Genomic DNA, 19,765 nt, shown 5'->3' on the forward strand with positions numbered 1-19,765 from the left:
GAATTCAGGTTACGCGCATCCGAAAATACGGAAGTCATCCATACACCGGTCCATCACGGATACGGGATGTTTTCAGCGGATTAAGCATCTCTTTTTCTTTAATCATCTCCCGTGTTTTATTTGTTTCTTTTCCTCCTTGTGATAAAATTTTGATTAGTCAGCAAAGAGGAGCCGTTTCGTCATGTCCTACAAATTCAAACCTGTCTCTGTTGTTGCCGTCATCGTTACCTTCAATAACAAATACCTGATTGTGGAAGAGCGTCTCGGTAACGGGAATCCGGTTTATAACACCCCGGCCGGTCATATTGAACACTGGGAGAATCTGTTTGAAGGAGCCGTAAGAGAACTTTACGAGGAAACAGGCATCAGAACAGATCATTTTGACGGAGTGGTGGGACTGTACAATCTGGTTCAGGACAACTATACCATGCTGAGAACCGTGTTCAGTCTCAGGCTGGACAGTGAACCTGAGCTGATGATAAATGATCCTGACGGAGATATCGTGGCTCATCACTGGATGACATACGAACAGTGCCGGGCGATTTCTCCGAGCATGCGTTCCGAACTTGTGTTTGATGCCATCAGGGATTTTCATGAGGGACGTCTGTATCCCGTTGATCTGATAACAAGCTACGACAAACTTTCCGATTCCGTCCGTCAGATGAAGGCGCGGTAGTTTACTCTTTTTTCCATAAAACAGGCGGAATTTCCAGGCTTACTGACTTTCTGAAACAGACTTTCAGGTTTTTCCGTAAAGTTCAGAGAAAAACAGTCATGAGTAAATTGCGTTCAATCTGAAGTGACTAACACTCTCTTTGTTGGTAGAATATGGACAGAATTTCCGACAGCAGATTAAACCGCCTTCCGGCGGTTTAATCATTATGACTGTCATAAAACACATGTAACTCCAAAAACACGAACTGAGAGAAAATAACAATGGCTGAACGTTTTCGTCCTTATGTAACAGTTGCGGCAATCATCGAATGTCGCGGTAAATACGCTCTTGTATCAGAATACGATGAAGCACCCTATCCTGTTTACGGACAACCCGCAGGACATCTTGAAAACAGGGAAGACCTGATTGACGCAGTTAAGAGGGAAATGAGAGAGGAAACCGGACTTAATCTTGAGCCCCAGGGACTCTGCGGCATCTACACCTACGTAAAGGATAACGAAACCATTCAGAGATTCTGCTTCTACACAGTCAACAATGACCTTCCTGAAGAACTGACAGCCAACGATCCGGATCAGGATATTCAGACAGCAGGATGGTACACCCGCGAGGAGATTGAAAAACTCAAGCCTCAGTACCGCACCAGACTTGTAAAACACTGCTTTGACGACTACTTTGCCGGCAACAGATATCCTCTTGATATTCTGAAAACAATCAAGCCGTAACAAATTGAAATAAAGCCCGCATTGTCGTATAATTCTACAGATGTATTTCTAAATATTTCACAACAATTCTGGTATTTCGATCACAAATGTCAACAAAAAAAGTAGTAGTCGGTATGTCAGGCGGGGTTGATTCCTCCGTATCAGCATACCTGCTTAAAGAACAGGGATATGATGTCGTCGGTCTTTTCATGAAGAACTGGGAAGAAGACGACACGGACACTTACTGCTCCGCTGCCGCCGATCTGGCGGATGCCAGAGCCGTATGCGAAAAAATAGGCATTGAGCTTAAGACCATAAATTTCGCAGCCGAATACTGGGATCGTGTTTTTGAAAACTTTCTGTCGGAGTACAGTGCCGGCAGAACCCCGAATCCGGACATTCTGTGCAACAAGGAAATCAAGTTCAAGGCATTCCTTGACTATGCCATGGAAGATCTGGAGGCCGACTACATTGCCACCGGTCACTATGTGCAGCGTACCTTTGATGAAAAGCCCAAGCTTCTCAGAGGAACGGATCCGAACAAGGATCAGAGCTACTTCCTGTACACTCTGAGCCATGAGCAGATCGGCAAGTCTCTCTTTCCTGTTGGCGACATCATCAAGCCAAAGGTAAGGGAAATAGCCTCCAAGCTGGGACTTGTCACCGCAGCCAAGAAGGATTCCACCGGAATCTGCTTTATTGGGGAAAAAAGATTCAATGAATTCCTCAGCCGATTCATTCCGGCCAAGGGAGGCGACATCGTAACTGTCGACGGAGAGGTTATCGGAAAGCATGACGGTCTGATGTACCACACTCTCGGTCAGAGAAAGGGACTGAGAATCGGCGGCAGAAAAGACGGCTCTGATGAACCGTGGTATGTGGTTGACAAAGACCTTGAACACAATGTTCTCATTGTGGCTCAGGGACACAATCACCCGAGACTCATGTCAAAGGCACTGATTGCAACCAATCTCTGCTTTACCAACCGTGAACCGCTCAAGGCGGGAAGATACACCGTAAAGACAAGATACCGCCAGCCTGACATTCCGTGCTATGCGGAGCAGACCGGAGACGATCAGATTAAGGTTGTCTTTGATCATGATGTGGCTGCGGTAACTCCGGGACAGAGTGCCGTTTTATACAATGGAGAGGAATGTCTCGGCGGCGGCATCATTGAACAGCGCCTTCAGAATATTTAAGGAGACTCTATGGCTAACGACATTACTGCCCAGACTCAGGCTTTTGCCGCAATCTGTCAGGCCAGTGCCCTGATTCAGGAACTCGCAAACTGCGGAACCTGGGATGAGGACGCTGCCGCCATTCTCATTAAATCGTTAGCTGTTGACAGTACCGATAATCTCGAAGAGCTTTATCCGCCTCAGTATCTGAAAAAAGGTTATTTTTCACTGGTTCAGTGTTTTGGCGGAAATTCAGGTGAACAGAGATACCTGCAGCTGGCAAAGTACGTGATTCTGTTCATTCGTCTTGAAAGAAAAGTCACCCAGTCGGTAACGGTGGCCGAAAGACTCAACCGCAGACTGGTGGACAACACAGAACAGGCCAGAGCCAGACATCTGTCTGTCCTTGATCCTGGGCTTATTGAAAATCTGTCCAATATCTACAAGTCTGAAATTTCAGATACCGGACTTCTTAAATTTAATATTTACGGCAGGAAGAGCATGCTGCAGCAGTTGCACATCCAGCATAAAATCAGAGCCCTTATTCTTGCCGCCATTAAAGCCGTTATCCACTGGCGCAGTGCCGGCGGAAGACGTCGCAGTTTCATTTTTAGAAGAGCCAGACTGGTTGAATGTGCAAACACCCGTCTGAAACAAATTTAACTTGATTCCTTTACATTAATAAACTGGAGCTATAACAGCAAATGGAATTAGAACTATCTACTCTTACCGCAGTGTCCCCTATTGACGGACGTTATGCCGGAAAATGTACCGATCTTCGCGCTATTTTCTCAGAATTCGGTTTAATGCATAACCGTGTAACCGTTGAGGTTGAATGGTTAAAGAAGTTAGCCGCCACTCCTGAAATCACCGAAGTTCCTGCATTCAGCAAGGAAGCTGTCGCTTTCCTCGACAACATTGTGAACAACTTCAGCCTCGCCGATGCCCAGGCCATCAAGAAGCACGAAAGCGTAACCAATCACGATGTTAAGGCTATTGAATACTTCCTTAAGGACAAGGCTGCCGAATTCCCTGAAATCAATGCAGTTAAGGAATTCATCCACTTTGCCTGTACTTCAGAAGACATCAACAACAACTCTCATGCCTTAATGCTCAAGAAGGCAAGAGAACAGGTTATCGTTCCTTTATTCAACCAGATCATTGACGCCATCACCAATCTGGCACACACCTATGCAGAAGCTCCGATGATGTCAAGAACTCACGGTCAGCCGGCATCTCCTTCCACCCTCGGTAAGGAAATGGCCAACGTTGTATACCGTCTCCGCCGTCAGCTCAAGCAGATTGAATCTGTAGAGCTTCTCGCAAAGATCAACGGTGCCGTTGGTAACTACAATGCTCACTTAAGTGCTTATCCAAACGTAGACTGGAAGAAGTTCAGTCAGGAATTCGTTGAAAGCCTAGGTCTGACCTGGAATCCGTACACCATCCAGATCGAACCTCACGATTACATTGCCGAACTGTTCAATGCCATCGCAAGATTCAACACCATCGTTTTAGACTTTGACCGTGACATCTGGGGTTACATCTGTCTCGGTACCTTCAAGCAGCGTACCATCGCCGGTGAAGTAGGTTCTTCAACCATGCCTCACAAGGTTAACCCAATCGACTTCGAAAACTCAGAAGGCAACATCGGCATCGCCAATGCAATCTTCAATCACCTGGCAGCAAAGCTTCCTGTAAGCCGCTGGCAGAGAGACCTTACCGACTCTACCGTTCTGAGAAACCTCGGTGTTGCAGTCGGCTATACCGAAATCGCCATGAAGTCTACCCTCAAAGGCGTAAGCAAGCTTGAAGCCAACACTCAGCACATGCTTGACGAACTCGACAACAACTGGGAAGTTCTGGCAGAACCATATCAGACCGTAATGCGCAGATACGGTGTTGACAAGCCTTATGAAAAGCTCAAGGCTCTCACCCGCGGTCAGAAGGTAAATCAGGAAATCATGCTGAAGTTCATCGATACTCTTGAAATCCCTGAAGAAGCCAAGGAATCCTTAAGAAAGCTTACTCCGGCAAACTACATCGGTCGTGCCGTTGAATTCGCAAAGGAAATCTAAGCCAGAACCTTAGCTTATAAAAACATGACGCCGGATGCTGAAAAAATCACATCCGGCGTTTTCTGTTTCCGCTCTTTACGCATCCCCGTCAAAGCCCGACGGAATGCCGTTAACGGACAACCGCCGTTTGCATAAAACAGGACATTTTGATAAAATAGTTCAGTTAAGACAGGTAGGAGGACAGAGATGATCAGAACATATATACTGAATAACCAGACCCTGACCTACAAGGATCTCGAACCTCTGAAGCCCATACCTGAAAACACCATCTGGATTGACATCAAAAACCCTGACGACGAAGAAAGGGAATGGATGCAGCACCTCTTCAAGGAAGAGGTTCCGGAAGAGGATGACATCGACGAAATCGAATCATCATCCCGTTTCTACATCGATACCGACGGTGTTCACATCACCTCCCTGTTCCCGCAGAGAAAAGGTCGTGAAACAGAGAGTGCCAACGTACTGTTCACCATTCACGGCAGCATGCTTATCACTTTCCGTGAAGAGGACGTAAGCATCATCCGTCTGCTGAGACATTATCTCAAGCATGACCGCGTGGAAATCAAGGACAACATCGACATTTTCCTGGAACTGCAGGACATCAAGGTTGAATCCCTGTCAGACTACATCGAAGACTCTTACGAAACTCTGGAAGAAACCGCCTCACAGGTACTGTCTGATGATGACGAAACCATTCAGGATCTGCTTCAGGAACTTACCTTCCAGGAAGAAACCATTTCCCAGATTCGTAGTGCCCTGTTCGATACCAGAAAGGCTCTGCGATTCCTGCGTAAATCCATAACCGGACGTCTGACCTCACAGCAGTTCGAAACCATTGACAATATCCTTCAGGATATCGAGTCCCTGCTTCCGCACACTCAGTTCATGTTCGACAAGATCAACTTCCAGCTGCAGACAGCGATGTCATACACCAACCACAAGCAGAACAAGATTATCAAAATCTTCTCCGTGGCGGCGGTAGTGTTCATGCCTCCGACCTGGATTGCAAGCGTATACGGCATGAACTTCAACACCATGCCTGAACTTGACTGGAAATACGGCTACCCGATTTCCATTATCATGATGATTCTTTCAGCCACCATCACCTACCTCTTCTTCAGACGCAAGAAGTGGCTATAATCCGGTCAGTAAAGACAGCCTGAGACAGGCTGTCTTACTCCGGAAATCTAAATCTTTCCTTCTCTCAGCCGTTCCTGCACGAATCTGAAGGCTATAAGTGAATCGGGAGTGAATTCACCGGCTCTTGATGAGACTTCTTCCGCCGTAAGCATCAGCACGTCATCAACCTCGCTTTCCTGCATCACTATTTTTCCTTTGTATTCTCCGTAGAACACGCCGGCCCAGGTAAAGGTTGACGGTTTATGCTGCAGCTTCTTCCAGCCGAGATACTTAAGCCCGGTATCAACGCCGAGTTCCTCCATAAGCTCCCTTCTGGCGCTAAGGACAATGTCATCCTCTCCCGCCTGAACCACCCCGCCGATACAGGCGTCGAGCATCCCCGGACAGTAGTCCTTTATCATGGTTCGCTTTTCTATGTAAAAACGTCCCTCACCGTCTCCGAGAACGATATATGAGGCTCTGTGAGGCATTTCATTGCGACGCATTACGGAACGCGGAACTATTTCCGTAATCTGATTGTTTTCGTCAACAACCGGCACCATTTCTTCCATGGAAAATCTCCTGCTGGCAATCTTTTATTCAATCACACAATAATTTTTGTGATATCCGACAAGTGTTATATAATATACCAACACAAAGTTTACTGGAACAAGTCAAATGATTAGCCTTTATAAGAAATTTACAGTTATTGCCGCGGCATCACTTCTTACAGCCTGCAGCAACCTATCAGAATATCAGACCAAACTGCCACATCTTGAATACAAGGAAGTAACCGCGGACATCAGCAACAAAACAGCTCCCGTGGTTAATGCCAACTTCTGCATAGTAAACAACCTTGATCGCGGAGTTGATGTTGAACGACTGATGCTGATTCTCTTTGTAAACGGCATGGAAATCGACATGAAGGAAATTGACTACGACAAAGAAGTCAAGGCCAACTCCAGAAAATGCCATACCGCAAAATTCGAACCTGATGTCGTACACAGTCCTAACGCATCATCAACACTGCTCAACACCATGCTTGACAGAACCTACAGAATTGAAGGTACCGTAGTTTATGATGACGATGACGTTATCCCCGTAACCACTTCCGGCGAGGGAATTCTCTACTAATTCCTTCTGTTTCTAATCCCGGACGAACCGCCTCATGATCTACGGTTACGTCCGAATCCGAACAGAAAAAATAACGTTTTACGGAACAATTTCACGGAAACGGCCCGCCGTCTGTTCACGGCACCGTTTACCGCATAACAGTTAAAAGGATCCCCCTGTGGAAAACAAGCTGATTACCTACACGCCTAATCCGGAAGCCCCGATCAATCTGGACCTGACATCATACAGAAGACCGGAAGCCAATCGCGGAATCATCAAATTCGCCTGGATGTATGCCATATGCGGAGGCATCTGCATACTGCTTCTCGTTTTCAAACAGTACATTGCCTTTGTTCAGAATTATTTTGTTCTTCTCGAAGCCATGGCCGCGATTCTGCTCTTCATGGCGGGGAAGTGCTATTTCGCCTATGCCAGGGATTACAACAGATTCCTGAGATGGGACTGCACCGCAGCCAGAATCATCAGGGTGACCGAGCATGAAACAGGCAGTCATACCTTTATAGATCTGGAATTCACTCCTGAAAACGGCAGTGAGCCGATAAAATTCACCGAAGAGATTCACGCCCCTCTTCTTACCGCCATCAAGGAGCTGGGGATCAATGCCCTTCCGGTGCTCTATCAGCCTTCAAGATGTTATACGGGCAGGGCATATTACGTTGATCTCAGATTCTGTCGTGACGGTCTTGATACTTCAAATCTGACAAAGAAATCCTGATTTATTTTTAGGTTGCCTTTTTGGACTTTTAAGAATAAGATCAGAGGGGTTTTTATTTAATTAATTGATACTTAACTACTGGTTCTTTAAACATTACCAGTTCGTGAGAGGTTTTATAATGATTATTGCTTCAGTTGACAGCATTTTAAAAGGTTCATATGAAGTTGGTACCGAAGTTCGCGTTCGCGGTTGGATCAGAACCAGACGTGACTCAAAAGCAGGTTTTTCATTTTTAGCTGTACATGATGGTTCTTGCTTTAATCCTATTCAGGTTGTTGCTCCAAATACCTTAAGCAACTATGAAGACGGTATTTTACATCTGACCACCGGCTGTTCCGTTGTAGCTGACGGCAAGATTGTAGAATCACAGGGTAAGGGCCAGCAGTTCGAAATTCAGGCTACTGCAGTTGAAGTATGCGGTCTGGTTGAAGATCCTGATACCTATCCTATGAGCGCCAAGAGACACACTGTTGAATTCCTGCGTGAAAATGCTCACCTGAGAACCAGAACCAACATCATGGGTGCGGTTATGCGTGTGAGAAACTGTCTGGCTCAGGCTATCCACAGATTCTTCAACGAAGAAGGATTCATCTGGATTTCAACTCCGCTAATCACTGCTTCAGACTGTGAAGGTGCCGGCGAAATGTTCCGCATCACCACTCTGGACATGAACAACCCTCCAAAGACTGCAGACGGCAAGGTTGACTATTCACAGGACTTCTTCGGCAAGGAAGCATTCCTGACCGTTTCAGGTCAGCTGAACGCTGAAACCATCGCTTCCTCAATGTCAAAGGTATACACCTTCGGACCTACCTTCAGAGCTGAAAACTCCAATACCACCCGTCACCTGGCTGAATTCTGGATGGTTGAACCTGAAGTTGCCTTCTATGACCTCAACGACAATGCAGCTCTTGCTGAAAGAATGCTTAAGTACGTATTCAAGGCAGTACTCACCGAAAGACGTGACGATATGGAATTCTTTGCAGAACGCGTAGACAAGGATGCCATCAACAGACTTGAAAAGTTCGTATCTTCAGACTTTGCTCAGGTTGACTACACCGACGCCATCGAAATTCTGAAGAACTGCGGCAAGAAGTTTGAATACCCTGTTGAATGGGGGGTTGACCTTCAGTCAGAACACGAACGCTACCTTGCTGAAGAACACTTCAAGGCTCCTGTAGTTGTTAAGAACTATCCTAAGGACATCAAGGCCTTCTACATGAGACTTAACGATGACGGCAAGACCGTAGCCGCAATGGATGTGCTTGCTCCGGGAATCGGTGAAATCATCGGCGGTTCACAGAGAGAAGAAAGAATCGAAGTTCTCGACAGAAGACTTGCCGAACTCAACCTCGATCCTAAGAACTACTGGTGGTACAGAGACCTCCGCCGTTACGGCAGCGTAACCCACTCAGGTTTCGGTCTCGGTTTCGAACGTCTGGTTGTATACGTAACCGGGATGGGTAACGTACGTGACGTTATTCCGTTCCCACGTACCGTAAACAACGCTGATTTCTAATAATCGGTTATCCACAGTCAAAACCCCCGGCCATGACATCATGACCGGGGGTTTGTACTTTTTGTTTTAAACTCCTGACAATAATTACATTCTTAAAGAATATTCGCCGTAATTAAAAAACACGTGGAATTTCAAGTGTTCGGAAATGACCGGAAGCCTCCTACTTTTTATGAATCAGGCCCTTATAGTCCCCGACTGAAATCCCCATGTACTTTTTAAAAACGGTGCAGAGATGACTCTGGGAGGCAAAACCTGTCTCATAGGCGATATCGGCATCGCGCACGTCATTCTCCATCTTCCTCTTCGCCTCCCTGAGACGGCACTGAATAAGATACTGTTTCGGAGTAATCTTCATGAATTTTTTAAAAACCCTGGCAAGATAGGAGCTCGTAACGTCCAGACCTAAAGCCACATCAGCAACGGAAATGCCGTCAGTAATGTGTTCTTCGATATATTCACGGGCTTTTTTCACAACCTCAGCCACACTCCTCGCACCGTTACCGGCAGGAGAATAGCGCTGTAGAAAAATCCCCAGTCTGTCGATAAAGTCCTCTTCACTGGCGACTGCGTCAAAATCAGCCAGAATAGCGTTTATTATTCCCGAATCCGTAAAAACGCACGGTGATTCAGAAAGATATGACATGATTCTTACGCACATTTTGTCATGAACGGACAGTGATAAATAATCATAGACATCACAGGCAGAGAGTGAAATGGAATTGTCCGGAGGCAGAACAATGACGGTACCCGCTTTGACTTTACGGCGCGCACCGTTAACTGAAACGAAGAGGCATCCTGCGGTAAAAAGAACCATGGTAAAGCTTTTGTGGGTATGTTCCGGCAGTGATGCCTGACCATGCCCGCGAATGAGCTCACAGTCGCCGTGTTTTACGATTGTTAACAGGTTCTTCATTAATGCCTCTTTGAAATTTAAGCAAAAAGTTCGTCACCGCTCTTAAAATCAAGTCCCGGATGACAGTCGAATTTAACGGCTCCTACTTTAGCCTTTCCATGAACCGCCCGGGTTATCATGGCAACGCCCTCGTTACCGAATCCCGCACACAGTTCAATAACCTTAACGCCGTTTTCCACAAGTTCCCTGGCGACTTCAACACCTTCGGCATAACTGCCCACACCGACCACGTGCAGGTTGAGAATCTCGGTATCTATATCGCACTTATGCACGCTTCTGTCGGTCTTCGGAGCAACGAAAATAAATGCAGCTTCCACTTTCATAATAATCTCCTTAATAAAAAAATCCAAACTGCACGTATCATTTTATATACCGGGTCAGCAGCCGTATTTCAAAAAAATGACCTGTGAAAAAATATTCCGGAGCGACCTGTTATTCACCGGGATGCCGAAAGGAGGTACTCAGATAGCGTAAAAATTTATCCACAGGTAAAAAAACTGCCGTCACGACTCCTGCTCCGAGGGCGCAACGGCCAAAAACCAAGGATTGAACAGTCTTTACCTCAGATGTGCAAATCTTACAGGATATCGGACACGGCGGTAACCTTTCAGGTGTCCGGATCGCTGTTGATTACTTCTCCTTAATCACGGTAACCAGAACACCTCCCTTTTTGAGTCTGCCGTCTTCATAACCATGTGCAAACAGCACATCTCCCTTAACGACAGGGTCTACGTCATAATCGTTGGCGTTTATGCAGACCCGGTAACGTCCGCCCTCTCCTCTTGAGTAACGGATAAGTCTTGAACCGTCGGATTCTTCCCAGAAAAGTCCGCCTTTTCCCTTAAAGCCTTCTGATTTACGCAGGGCGATAAGTTCCTTTACCTCCTCCGTTATGTGTTCGTATTTTCCGGATTCAATGTCCTTCCACGGCATCGGTCGGCGGTTATACGGATCGTCCGCACCTTCAAGAGCTATCTCGGTACCGTAATAAATACACGGAGATCCCGGCATAGTCATGAGAATAGTCATCTGCTGAATGAATTCATCGTAGGATCCTGTCCTGTTGATGATTCTTGCCACATCATGGCTGTCCAGAAGATTAAAAAGAACTCGATTTACCTGTTCCTTATACAGTGAATAGCAGTAATCAATTCTGTACCTGAAATCCCCGGCATTCAGACTGCCGTCAAGAAAGAAATTGCCGATGCTCTGCATGAACGGATAATTCATGACGGAATCGTATTCATCACCGTCAAGATAAGGAGCTGAATCGGTCCAGATTTCTCCCAGAAGGAAAATATCCGGTCTGACCTTTTTAAGCTCACGGTGAAGATGCTTTATGAAGCTGTGTGAAATCTCATTACCAACGTCGAATCTGATGCCGTCGATGTCAAATTCCGCAATCCATTTTTTGCAGATGCCGGTAAAGTAATCCACAACCTCAGGATTATTGGTATTAAGCTTTGGCATTTCGGCCACGAAGGCAAATGAATAATAACGTCCGTCCATGGTGTTGCCCTTCTTTCCGGCAAAGTCGTCGTCATTAACGTAATACCAGTCAAAGTATCTGGAATTACGTCCGTTTTTAAGTACGTCCCTCCAGGCGAAAAACTCCGGTCCGGAATGATTGAACACTGCATCAATCATGATCTTAAAGCCCATGTCATGAGCCTTTTTCACCAGTGCGGCAAATTCCTCATTGGTACCGAATGCCGGATCAAGCTCTTCGTAATCAGCGGTATCGTAACGGTGATTGGTTCCGCTCCTGAATATCGGATTAAAGTAAATGCCGGTAATACCGAGGGAGGCCAGATACTCAAATCTTTCGGACACGCCCCTGACGTTGCCTCCGTAGAGACTCTTATGGTCGATACCGGTAATGACGTCCCAGTCCCTGAATCTGCCTTTACTGCCGTCCTCAGACCTTGAGAAACGGTCCGGAAATATCTGATACCACACGGTATCCGCCACCCATTCAGGAGGATTGCAGATGTCGGAATCGTTCATCCAGGCAAACTTAAAGAAATGTTTGGCGAACTCGTCTCGGTGTATGAATGACGGATCGTAAAAACCGTCTTCCAGGAAACATTTTACGGTACCGTCATCGAAAGTCAGCAGAAAATAATACTGCAGGCGTCTGTACACAGGCTTCACCGTCACGGAATAAATGATTTCATGAGCAAGTTCCGCGGTCAGTTTCATCTCAGCAGGATGTCCGTCCCATGCGGAAAAACCGGATATTCCGTTGATATACGGATCTTCATGAACCAGAACCGCCTTCACCACGCTGCGGTTTGCATGAAGCCGGATTCTCAAATCCGTTTCATTAAGAGAGTAGCAGTCGTTGTAACCGCATTTATGACTGATTCCTTCATACATCATGACATTAGCTCCTTTGGACTGTTATTCAATGGAACTAGTTTAAGAATCTTCAGAAAGAAAATCTTTAATGATTCTATTTACAATTTAACACAATCCTATTATTCTTAATGGCAGACCATTCCGTTACGGGAGCTTTTTACATGAATAATGTCAGACTGATACATGAAAGCAAAAAGCACGGAAAGGATGATTTCTCCTACTCCATTTACCACACCATAATTCCTCTATGGATGAAGAGTTTTCCGCTTCACTGGCATGACGAAGTGGAAATCACCGTCATCACCGAAGGCACTGCACTCTTTACCATATGCAACAGAAAAATCACAGCCTCGGCCGGAGACATTCTGATTGCCAACCGCAGATATCCCCACTGTGTGGAGCAGTATCGTGACGAAGGCGCAAGCTTCTTTTCCATTCTGTTTAACACAAATCTTGTAAAAAACCGGATTCTCGATCCTGAGAATCTCGGCATAATCGAAGACATTGAGGCGGAAAGACTGATTTTTCCGGAAATCATAAAGAAGGACACTCCTCTTAATGTCAGGCTGATGCCGGTTCTCAGTGAGCTTATAGAAAACCGTAAAAAAAGCTACACGGACTTTCAGATGGGGGTTCTCGGATGTCTGTATCTCGTCTTTCAGATACTGAGCCGTAATACCGTAAGAAACGACAGAACGGCAACCGAATACCGCGTGGATTTCTCCAAGATAAAACCTGCCATAAATGCGGTCATAAATCATTACGAACAGAAGATTTCCATATCATCCGTTGCCGGAGAATGCTGTCTCTCGGACAGTCATTTCATGAAACTCTTTAAGAAAACAACCGGTAAAACCTTTAATGATTTTCTCATAGACCACAGACTCAGCAAGGCTTCCCAGATGCTAAAGGACACCGATGACCGCATCATAGACATTGCCAACAGCTGCGGCTTCTACAACCAGTCATATTTTACGAGAATGTTCATCAGACATTATTCAGTAACACCGAGTGAATACAGAAAGATAATGCGCTGACGATGCGCCTGGAATAATCCTCCTTGTGATTTATCTCCAAAACTGACCGTGATGACAGCCTTCCAAGTTTTTGTATAACCTGTTTTTCCTAAATACCTAAACTAATTCATCAATGATGAGGACTTTAACCTTAGCAAGTTTCTGCATTTTTATCTATCTGACTGTCTTCTTGTACACGGCTCTGAATCTGCCGGGATCCGAGATGGTTATTTCTGAAGGATTCTTTTCATTGATAATCAGATAATCACTGATGTTACCGAATCTGAAGTCAGAACTTGCCCATTTGGAATCAACCAGCTTGACAGGACGGCCGAGTCTTTCAATAGGCACCACCCACACATACTGAGGCTGTCTGAAGGTACAGCAGTGAAGCTTATCCTTGAGATAAAACTTTCTGCCACTCTGATCTATAACTATTCTAGGCTCATCATATTTGGAGAACTCAACCATGTTCAGCGGACCGGCACAGTCACAGTAACGCTGGCTGAATTCCTTGCGGGGTACGGTAACCACGTCACCGCGTCCGTTTACCATTATGTACAGATCCGGACTGACCTTTTCCCTGACGTCACCGAATCTGCTGCGGATAAGCAGATGTCTGCCCTCTTCAGCGATTTCCGTACTGCATACGTATCCCATCACGTATTCCGTTTCCTCATACCTTTCGGCATAAGGCAGCAGCTCGTTCAGATCGTAGTTATCGGAGTAGATGATCTTGGCGGCAGATGAATATTCCTCAAAAACCTGATACAGGTAATCATTGAATGTAAAATCAGAACCTGTTTCCTCAAGGTATCTGGCAAACAGTTCAACGCTTACCCTGCCGCCTGCTTTCAGACGGTGACCGCCACCGCCGCCTATACGGACAGAATTCACTCTCGGAGCCACAATCAGCTCCGCCAGTTCATTGGCTCTCACCTCGCCGACACAGGTTCTTACGGAAAACTTGTAGATCTCTGAATGTTCCGGATCATAGTCACTGCCGCTGAGTCTGTTGAATACTATGGCAGTGGTTATGTTCTCCACTCTTATCATCATATCCGCAATCATTCCCAGAACATTGGGATCACACTGTACGGACTCGATAACCGCGAGTCTTCCTCTGGAATCGTAGTTCTGCAGTGAGGCTCCGGCCTGTCTGAGCTCCTCGGGACTTAAGTTTGAATTTTTGAGAAGAGTAAAGGTGCGGTCATCAAAAACCAGTTCATCACGGGCTTCACGATCCGCAGGATGTCTTACTTCCGAAAACTCGTTGGTATCCATGTAGAGGCCATAGTAAAGCGCCGTAGAGGTCTGAAGACTCATGCTGTAGTTTGACTTCTGGAACAGCTGATAGACCACGGAGGCACAGCTTCCGTACTGTTCCTTGATGCAGGAGAAGCATCTGATGTCGGAGCCTGTAATCTTTTCAATATTCTCGCCCTGTCTGTGGTGGTCAATCATCAGAACCTCGTCAGCTTCAATATGTTCGATATTGGAGCTGTAGTACTGACAGTCCACTGTTATCAGCAGACCATCAGCCCTGAAGTCATCGGCAACATGTTCAATCGGTATGTGCAGTCTGTCCACAAACATGCACAGATTGCTTTTTGAAATAACGTGTGAACCGCCGTAAACCAGGCGGGTATCAATTCCGTGATCAGTAAAATACCTCCACAGCGCGAAACCGGCGCCTATGGTATCGGCATCCGGGAAGTTATGACACTGGATGGTTATTTTTTTACGAGACAGAAACTGAGTCAGTGAATCAATTATCTTTATCGTGGCCATTGCAGAATTTTTTCTTATTGTTTATCTCAGACATATCCTATGCGTGAATGGTACTACATAAGTCTAATATAATCCTTGAAATCCATTTCATATTTAGGTTAACACCAGGTTATTTTTCAAAAAAAATGGTGAGATTCCTGTCGGAATCCACCACTTTTCCTGATAACGGCAGTAAATGCCGTCATTCCCCTGAAATCAGTCCTTAATCTGTCTGAACAGAATCTTGGACATACGCTGATAGTTGTAATGTTCTCTCTTCTTTGCAGGAAGATCTTCAATTGTTCCAGGTACAAAGCCCTTTTCAAGGAAGAAATGAGCAGACTTGGTTGTGAGAACGAACAGTTGCTTGAGTCCCTTGCTGCGGGCAAGTTCCTCAATCTTGTTGATGAGGATGTCGCCTCTTGAAGAACCTCTGTAGTCAGGATGAATGGCCACGCATGCCAGTTCGCCCATCTTTTCCTCATAGCTGTAGAGAGCAGCGGAGGCTATAACCATGCCGTCACGCTTGATTACGACATAGTTTTCGATTTCCATTTCCAACTGTTCACGAGGTCTGTGAACAAGAATGCCTTCCTGTTCCAGAGGTCTGATGAGTTCCATCAGAGAAGGAATATCATTGATGGTTGCCTGACTTACCTGTTCGGCACTCTGCTTAACGATCTGGGTACCGATACCGTCTCTGGTGAAGAGTTCCTGAATGATGGCGCCGTCCTGTTCATGGGAAACCAGATGACATCTTTCCACCCCGCCGTTGCAGCTGTAGATGGATGCCTTGAGATATCTGTAGGTACTGTTGTGAACATCCGCATCGATCTGTTCCAGATACTTCTGAGCTTCATCAGGGAACATTTCCGCGATAACGTCACCCTTTTCATTAACCAGAAGCTCGTCGTTTGAACAGAAGGTAATGAGCTTGTTGGCCTTGATGGCAACGGCCACCTTGGCGGCAACCTCTTCACTGTTCACGCTGAAGCATTCACCGGTAACGGAATAGCCCACAGGTGAAATGAGAACGATTGAGTGATTGTTGATTTCACGGAGGATATTGTCGGCGTCAACACGTCTGATGATACCGCTGTGCATATAGTCGATGCCGTCAACAACACCGATTGGTCTGCTGGTTACGAAGTTGCCGCTGATTACATTCAGACGGCTCCCCTGCATCGGGGTGTTGATAAGGCCCATTGAGAGCTTGGAGGTCAGATCAATCTGCATCTGTCCGCATACTCTCTTGATTACCTCAAAGGTTTCGTCGTCGGCGATACGTATGCGCTTGTAGAATTTGGCTTTAATCTGATTTTTATCGAGAGCGGCATCAATCTGTTCCCTGGCTCCGAAAACCAGAACAAGTTTGATATCAAGGCTCTGCAGGAGAGCGATATCACCGATGATGTCCTCAAGGTGAGAACTTGCCACGGTAGCCCCGGGAATCATTATTACGAATGTAGAACCGCGATGGTGCTTTAAATACGGGCCACAGTGTCTGAAAGCCTGAACAAGTTTTTCGTCAGAATTACGATGCATTTACTGTTTCTCTATATGTTATATATCAGAAAAAAAACAAACCGATACCAGATATGATACGTCCCGCGACCTGTCTTACAGGTTTCGGCGGACTCTATACCTGTTGTATACCGGAGTGCCAACGAAAAAATAAAATCTTGAAATTAATCAATTGATTCTTCGGATGAATCATAACCGTCATCATCAGTGCTGGTGGTAAGGTTATGAGACTTCTTAGGGCTGATTTCGTAAAGATACTTCTTAAATACCTTGGCATTTAAATCAGTAATAACTGCTTCACCCTTAATCTGTTCAACGAAAGTCTTTTCAGCATCATCCTTTGGCTTGCGAACGCCCTGATAAAGTTCCATCATGGCATCACCGCATTCTTCCAGAAGATCAGATTCCTTGATTGAAAAAAGACCGCTGCGACGGATTCCGCGAGGGAAATGAACGAAATCATTAAAAGACTTATCTGATTCAAAACTCATAGTATTACTCTCTATCTATCTTACTAAGGTTTTCATGTTATCTTTAAATACAACAAATAACAGGAACTTATGCGGGCTTTTCAACCCAAAACACTAATTTCAGAACACTTTACGAAGTAGTCGTAATCCTTCTTCAATGTCATGGCCGTAATTATAGTATCTATCGGGTTGAGTTTCAAGTAAACCGCACATGCCGGTAAAGGTTCGGAGCATGCCGTCCGACGCCGGCGCGTCGCTCTGATTTGCGGCTGATGCAAAAGCCCTGTACGGAGCCTTGAAAAGACACGGAAATCTCTCCGATTCACGGTATTTTTCGTTTCTTCAGAAAACTCCCGGCATGCGGGACGTCCCGAAGACGCGCACTCGGTTTGCCGACATGAACCATAAAAGATAAACTTTTTTTTGCTTATAGGCTTGCATGTATCATATAATTAGCTTTTAATCGGTTCGGAAGCGCATTATATTCCCTGAAGCAGCGGCTGAAAGGACATTTATGAACCGTACCGCGATCAGCGGTTATTTTTTAGCAGTTCGAAAACAGCTGATTTTCCGGAAGAAATCAGTTAGGTTTCGTTTTTTCTGTTTTTTCGGGAAAACCGGACTTCTAAAAAATATTTTGTAATGGAACGCGTTACTGCCCTGACGTATTTCAGGCATTTATGAAATCAAGGTCTGATTACTGTCATGACAGCATTGATTCGGATACCGCACCATGTGTATAGTGGTGAGGGATCAGCCCGAATTGAAAGCCCGGCACCGGAGAGTGCGGCAGAATACGACGGATCGCTTCCGCAGGATGACGGTCCGGAAACAGAAGAATTTTACTGACGTTAAGTAACAAGACTAAAAAAAGGTATTACCCTAGAGGTTAGGTATGACAGAAGAGGCAATCCATACTTCAAACTTTATTACTCAGATTATTGATGAAGATTTGGCAGCAAAGAAATATGACACCATCGTTACCAGATTCCCGCCGGAACCGAACGGATATCTGCACATCGGTCATGCCAAATCAATTTGCTTAAACTTTGGCATTGCCCGTGATTACAACGGCTTATGCAACCTCCGCTTTGACGATACCAATCCGTCAAAGGAAGAAGTTGAATACGTCGACTCAATCAAGAAAGACGTTAACTGGCTAGGTTTCAAGTGGAACGGCGAACCTAAGTATTCATCAAACTATTTCGACAAGCTCTACGGCTATGCCATCGAACTCATTCAGAAGGGGCTCGCCTACGTTGACGAACTCAGTCCTGATGAAATAAGGGAATACAGAGGAACCCTTACCGCTCCAGGCAGAAACAGTCCGTACAGAGACAGAACCGTTGAAGAAAACCTGACTCTCTTCGAAAAGATGAAGAACGGTGAATTCGAGGAAGGAAAAGCATGTCTCCGCGCCAAGATTGACATGGCCTCATCATTCATCTGCATGAGAGACCCTGTAATCTACCGTATCAAGTTCGCTTCTCACCATCAGACCGGTGACAAGTGGTGCATCTACCCTATGTACGACTTCACCCACTGTATTTCAGACGCGCTCGAAGGCATTACCCACTCCATCTGTACCCTGGAATTCCAGGACAACCGCCGTCTCTACGACTGGGTTCTCGAACACATCACCATTGAACATCACCCTCATCAGTACGAATTCAGCCGTCTGAATCTGGAATACGCCATCACCTCAAAGAGAAAACTGAACACTCTGGTCAAGGAACAGATTGTTGACGGATGGGACGATCCTCGCATGACCACCATTTCCGGTCTGCGCAGAAGAGGCTACACTCCTGCCTCAATCAGAGAATTCTGCCGTCGCATCGGCGTTACCAAGCAGGACAACACCGTTGAATTTTCAGCACTTGAATCATGCATCAGAGAAGACCTGAACGAACACGCTCAGCGTCGCATGGCCGTGCTCAATCCGCTCAAGCTTGTTATCGACAACTATCCTGAAGGACAGGTTGAAGAGCTTGATGCCCAGAACCATCCGTTAAAGCCTGAACTCGGTTCAAGAAAGGTTCCTTTCACCCGTGAACTCTTCATCGAAGCCGAAGACTTCAGAAAGGAAGGCAACAAAAAGTTCAAGCGCCTGTCACTTGATAAGGAAGTTCGTTTACGTTACGGCTACATCATCAAGGCTGAAAGCTGTGAGGAAGATGAAAACGGCAACGTGACCTGCGTACACTGCACCTACATTCCTGAATCACTCGGTCAGGATGTTGAAGGCCACAAGCCTAAGGGAGTAATCCACTGGGTAAGCGCAACCCACGGCAAGACCGCCGAAATCAGACTTTATGAACGTCTGTTCAAGGTTCCTAATCCGGGGGCCGCTGAAGACTTCCTGTCAACCATCAATGAAAACTCACTCAGAATCATTGAAAAGGCCTACATCGAACCTGCCCTGCAGGAAGCAGAGGCCATGGAAGCTTTCCAGTTTGAAAGAACAGGCTACTTCTGCGTGGACAGCAGATACTCCACCGCGGACAAGAAAGTATTTAACCTTACCGTGGCTCTGAAGGAAGACTCCCAGAAGGCCACCGCGTAACCAACCGTTTTAATTTATTTAAAAAAAG

The 19,765-nt window shown here is 45.9% G+C and carries 18 protein-coding genes; 11 read left to right on the forward strand and 7 right to left on the reverse strand.

The window, feature by feature from the left end; genetic code table 11:
* Nucleotides 1–181: 181 nt before the first annotated feature.
* The 6 genes from T489_RS0101460 to corA all read left to right on the forward strand — a co-directional run bounded on the left by T489_RS0101460 (nt 182) and on the right by corA (nt 5,773).
* A complete protein-coding gene (locus tag T489_RS0101460) occupies nt 182–676 on the forward strand; it encodes an NUDIX domain-containing protein (RefSeq protein ID WP_051621698.1) in 495 nt (164 codons plus the stop codon).
* A 260-nt stretch (nt 677–936) separates the two neighbouring features.
* Nucleotides 937–1,398 carry an NUDIX domain-containing protein gene (locus tag T489_RS0101465; RefSeq protein WP_031578280.1) on the forward strand — a complete coding sequence of 154 codons (462 nt, stop codon included), beginning with the start codon at nt 937–939 and terminating at the stop codon, nt 1,396–1,398.
* 86 nt (nt 1,399–1,484) lie between these two features.
* On the forward strand, nt 1,485–2,576 hold the full coding sequence (mnmA, locus tag T489_RS0101470; protein ID WP_031578281.1) for a tRNA 2-thiouridine(34) synthase MnmA: 1,092 nt from the start codon (nt 1,485–1,487) through the stop codon (nt 2,574–2,576).
* 9 nt (nt 2,577–2,585) lie between these two features.
* Entirely contained in the window at nt 2,586–3,218 is a 633-nt protein-coding gene (locus T489_RS0101475) for a DUF489 family protein (protein WP_031578282.1), read from the forward strand.
* Between the two features lie 41 nt (nt 3,219–3,259).
* Nucleotides 3,260–4,633: an adenylosuccinate lyase gene (gene purB, locus T489_RS0101480; protein ID WP_031578283.1), complete on the forward strand. Its 1,374-nt coding sequence runs from the start codon at nt 3,260–3,262 to the stop codon at nt 4,631–4,633.
* A gap of 186 nt (nt 4,634–4,819) precedes the next feature.
* Nucleotides 4,820–5,773, forward strand: a complete 954-nt coding sequence (gene corA, locus T489_RS0101490) for a magnesium/cobalt transporter CorA (protein WP_031578284.1) — start codon at nt 4,820–4,822, stop codon at nt 5,771–5,773.
* 47 nt (nt 5,774–5,820) lie between these two features.
* Here corA and T489_RS0101495 read toward each other — a convergent pair whose 3' ends face one another.
* The gene (locus tag T489_RS0101495) at nt 5,821–6,324 is read right to left on the reverse strand and encodes an NUDIX hydrolase (protein WP_031578285.1); all 504 of its coding nucleotides are present in this window, start codon (nt 6,322–6,324) and stop codon (nt 5,821–5,823) included.
* 106 nt (nt 6,325–6,430) lie between these two features.
* Here T489_RS0101495 and T489_RS0101500 point away from each other — a divergent pair, with 106 nt between their 5' ends.
* From T489_RS0101500 to asnS, 3 genes are all read left to right on the forward strand, one after another.
* Nucleotides 6,431–6,886, forward strand: a complete 456-nt coding sequence (locus tag T489_RS0101500; protein ID WP_031578286.1) for a hypothetical protein — start codon at nt 6,431–6,433, stop codon at nt 6,884–6,886.
* 157 nt (nt 6,887–7,043) lie between these two features.
* Nucleotides 7,044–7,601 (forward strand): hypothetical protein, encoded by a 558-nt coding sequence (locus tag T489_RS0101505; RefSeq protein WP_031578287.1) that lies wholly within the window; start codon nt 7,044–7,046, stop codon nt 7,599–7,601.
* Between the two features lie 118 nt (nt 7,602–7,719).
* Nucleotides 7,720–9,120 (forward strand): asparagine--tRNA ligase, encoded by a 1,401-nt coding sequence (asnS, locus tag T489_RS0101510; protein WP_031578288.1) that lies wholly within the window; start codon nt 7,720–7,722, stop codon nt 9,118–9,120.
* A gap of 160 nt (nt 9,121–9,280) precedes the next feature.
* Here the strand turns inward: asnS and T489_RS0101515 are convergent, their stop codons facing one another.
* From T489_RS0101515 to T489_RS0101525, 3 genes are all read right to left on the reverse strand, one after another.
* Entirely contained in the window at nt 9,281–10,033 is a 753-nt protein-coding gene (locus T489_RS0101515; protein ID WP_031578289.1) for an AraC family transcriptional regulator, read from the reverse strand.
* A 17-nt stretch (nt 10,034–10,050) separates the two neighbouring features.
* Nucleotides 10,051–10,356 carry a DUF6506 family protein gene (locus T489_RS0101520; protein WP_031578290.1) on the reverse strand — a complete coding sequence of 102 codons (306 nt, stop codon included), beginning with the start codon at nt 10,354–10,356 and terminating at the stop codon, nt 10,051–10,053.
* Nucleotides 10,357–10,663: 307 nt separating this feature from the next.
* Entirely contained in the window at nt 10,664–12,415 is a 1,752-nt protein-coding gene (locus tag T489_RS0101525; protein ID WP_031578291.1) for a glycoside hydrolase family 13 protein, read from the reverse strand.
* A gap of 140 nt (nt 12,416–12,555) precedes the next feature.
* On the opposite strand from T489_RS0101525, the gene T489_RS13990 reads away from it, so the two are divergent.
* Complete coding sequence (locus T489_RS13990) at nt 12,556–13,431, forward strand: AraC family transcriptional regulator (RefSeq protein ID WP_031578292.1); 876 nt, start codon at nt 12,556–12,558, stop codon at nt 13,429–13,431.
* A gap of 153 nt (nt 13,432–13,584) precedes the next feature.
* Here T489_RS13990 and T489_RS0101535 read toward each other — a convergent pair whose 3' ends face one another.
* The 3 genes from T489_RS0101535 to maoP all read right to left on the reverse strand — a co-directional run bounded on the left by T489_RS0101535 (nt 13,585) and on the right by maoP (nt 17,195).
* The gene (locus T489_RS0101535) at nt 13,585–15,201 is read right to left on the reverse strand and encodes a DHH family phosphoesterase (RefSeq protein ID WP_031578293.1); all 1,617 of its coding nucleotides are present in this window, start codon (nt 15,199–15,201) and stop codon (nt 13,585–13,587) included.
* Nucleotides 15,202–15,396: 195 nt separating this feature from the next.
* A complete protein-coding gene (gene argA, locus T489_RS0101540) occupies nt 15,397–16,725 on the reverse strand; it encodes an amino-acid N-acetyltransferase (RefSeq protein WP_031578294.1) in 1,329 nt (442 codons plus the stop codon).
* A gap of 143 nt (nt 16,726–16,868) precedes the next feature.
* Nucleotides 16,869–17,195: a MaoP family protein gene (gene maoP, locus T489_RS0101545; RefSeq protein ID WP_031578295.1), complete on the reverse strand. Its 327-nt coding sequence runs from the start codon at nt 17,193–17,195 to the stop codon at nt 16,869–16,871.
* An 874-nt stretch (nt 17,196–18,069) separates the two neighbouring features.
* On the opposite strand from maoP, the gene glnS reads away from it, so the two are divergent.
* Nucleotides 18,070–19,737, forward strand: coding sequence for a glutamine--tRNA ligase (gene glnS, locus T489_RS0101555; RefSeq protein WP_031578296.1), 1,668 nt, complete (start codon nt 18,070–18,072; stop codon nt 19,735–19,737).
* Nucleotides 19,738–19,765: the final 28 nt, after the last annotated feature.

Origin of the sequence: Ruminobacter sp. RM87 (genome assembly GCF_000701925.1) — a bacterium.
Taxonomy (GTDB): domain Bacteria; phylum Pseudomonadota; class Gammaproteobacteria; order Enterobacterales; family Succinivibrionaceae; genus Ruminobacter; species Ruminobacter amylophilus.

Excerpts from the sequence above, each read along its gene's own strand:
- T489_RS0101460 (WP_051621698.1), top strand. The coding sequence starts at position 182 with ATGTCCTACAAATTCAAACCTGTCTCTGTTGTTGCCGTCATCGTTACC.
- T489_RS0101465 (WP_031578280.1), top strand. The coding sequence starts at position 937 with ATGGCTGAACGTTTTCGTCCTTATGTAACAGTTGCGGCAATCATCGAA.
- mnmA (WP_031578281.1), top strand. The coding sequence starts at position 1,485 with ATGTCAACAAAAAAAGTAGTAGTCGGTATGTCAGGCGGGGTTGATTCC.
- T489_RS0101475 (WP_031578282.1), top strand. The coding sequence starts at position 2,586 with ATGGCTAACGACATTACTGCCCAGACTCAGGCTTTTGCCGCAATCTGT.
- purB (WP_031578283.1), top strand. The coding sequence starts at position 3,260 with ATGGAATTAGAACTATCTACTCTTACCGCAGTGTCCCCTATTGACGGA.
- corA (WP_031578284.1), top strand. The coding sequence starts at position 4,820 with ATGATCAGAACATATATACTGAATAACCAGACCCTGACCTACAAGGAT.
- T489_RS0101495 (WP_031578285.1), bottom strand. The coding sequence starts at position 6,324 with ATGGAAGAAATGGTGCCGGTTGTTGACGAAAACAATCAGATTACGGAA.
- T489_RS0101500 (WP_031578286.1), top strand. The coding sequence starts at position 6,431 with ATGATTAGCCTTTATAAGAAATTTACAGTTATTGCCGCGGCATCACTT.
- asnS (WP_031578288.1), top strand. The coding sequence starts at position 7,720 with ATGATTATTGCTTCAGTTGACAGCATTTTAAAAGGTTCATATGAAGTT.
- T489_RS0101515 (WP_031578289.1), bottom strand. The coding sequence starts at position 10,033 with ATGAAGAACCTGTTAACAATCGTAAAACACGGCGACTGTGAGCTCATT.
- T489_RS0101520 (WP_031578290.1), bottom strand. The coding sequence starts at position 10,356 with ATGAAAGTGGAAGCTGCATTTATTTTCGTTGCTCCGAAGACCGACAGA.
- T489_RS0101525 (WP_031578291.1), bottom strand. The coding sequence starts at position 12,415 with ATGATGTATGAAGGAATCAGTCATAAATGCGGTTACAACGACTGCTAC.
- T489_RS13990 (WP_031578292.1), top strand. The coding sequence starts at position 12,556 with ATGAATAATGTCAGACTGATACATGAAAGCAAAAAGCACGGAAAGGAT.
- T489_RS0101535 (WP_031578293.1), bottom strand. The coding sequence starts at position 15,201 with ATGGCCACGATAAAGATAATTGATTCACTGACTCAGTTTCTGTCTCGT.
- argA (WP_031578294.1), bottom strand. The coding sequence starts at position 16,725 with ATGCATCGTAATTCTGACGAAAAACTTGTTCAGGCTTTCAGACACTGT.
- maoP (WP_031578295.1), bottom strand. The coding sequence starts at position 17,195 with ATGAGTTTTGAATCAGATAAGTCTTTTAATGATTTCGTTCATTTCCCT.
- glnS (WP_031578296.1), top strand. The coding sequence starts at position 18,070 with ATGACAGAAGAGGCAATCCATACTTCAAACTTTATTACTCAGATTATT.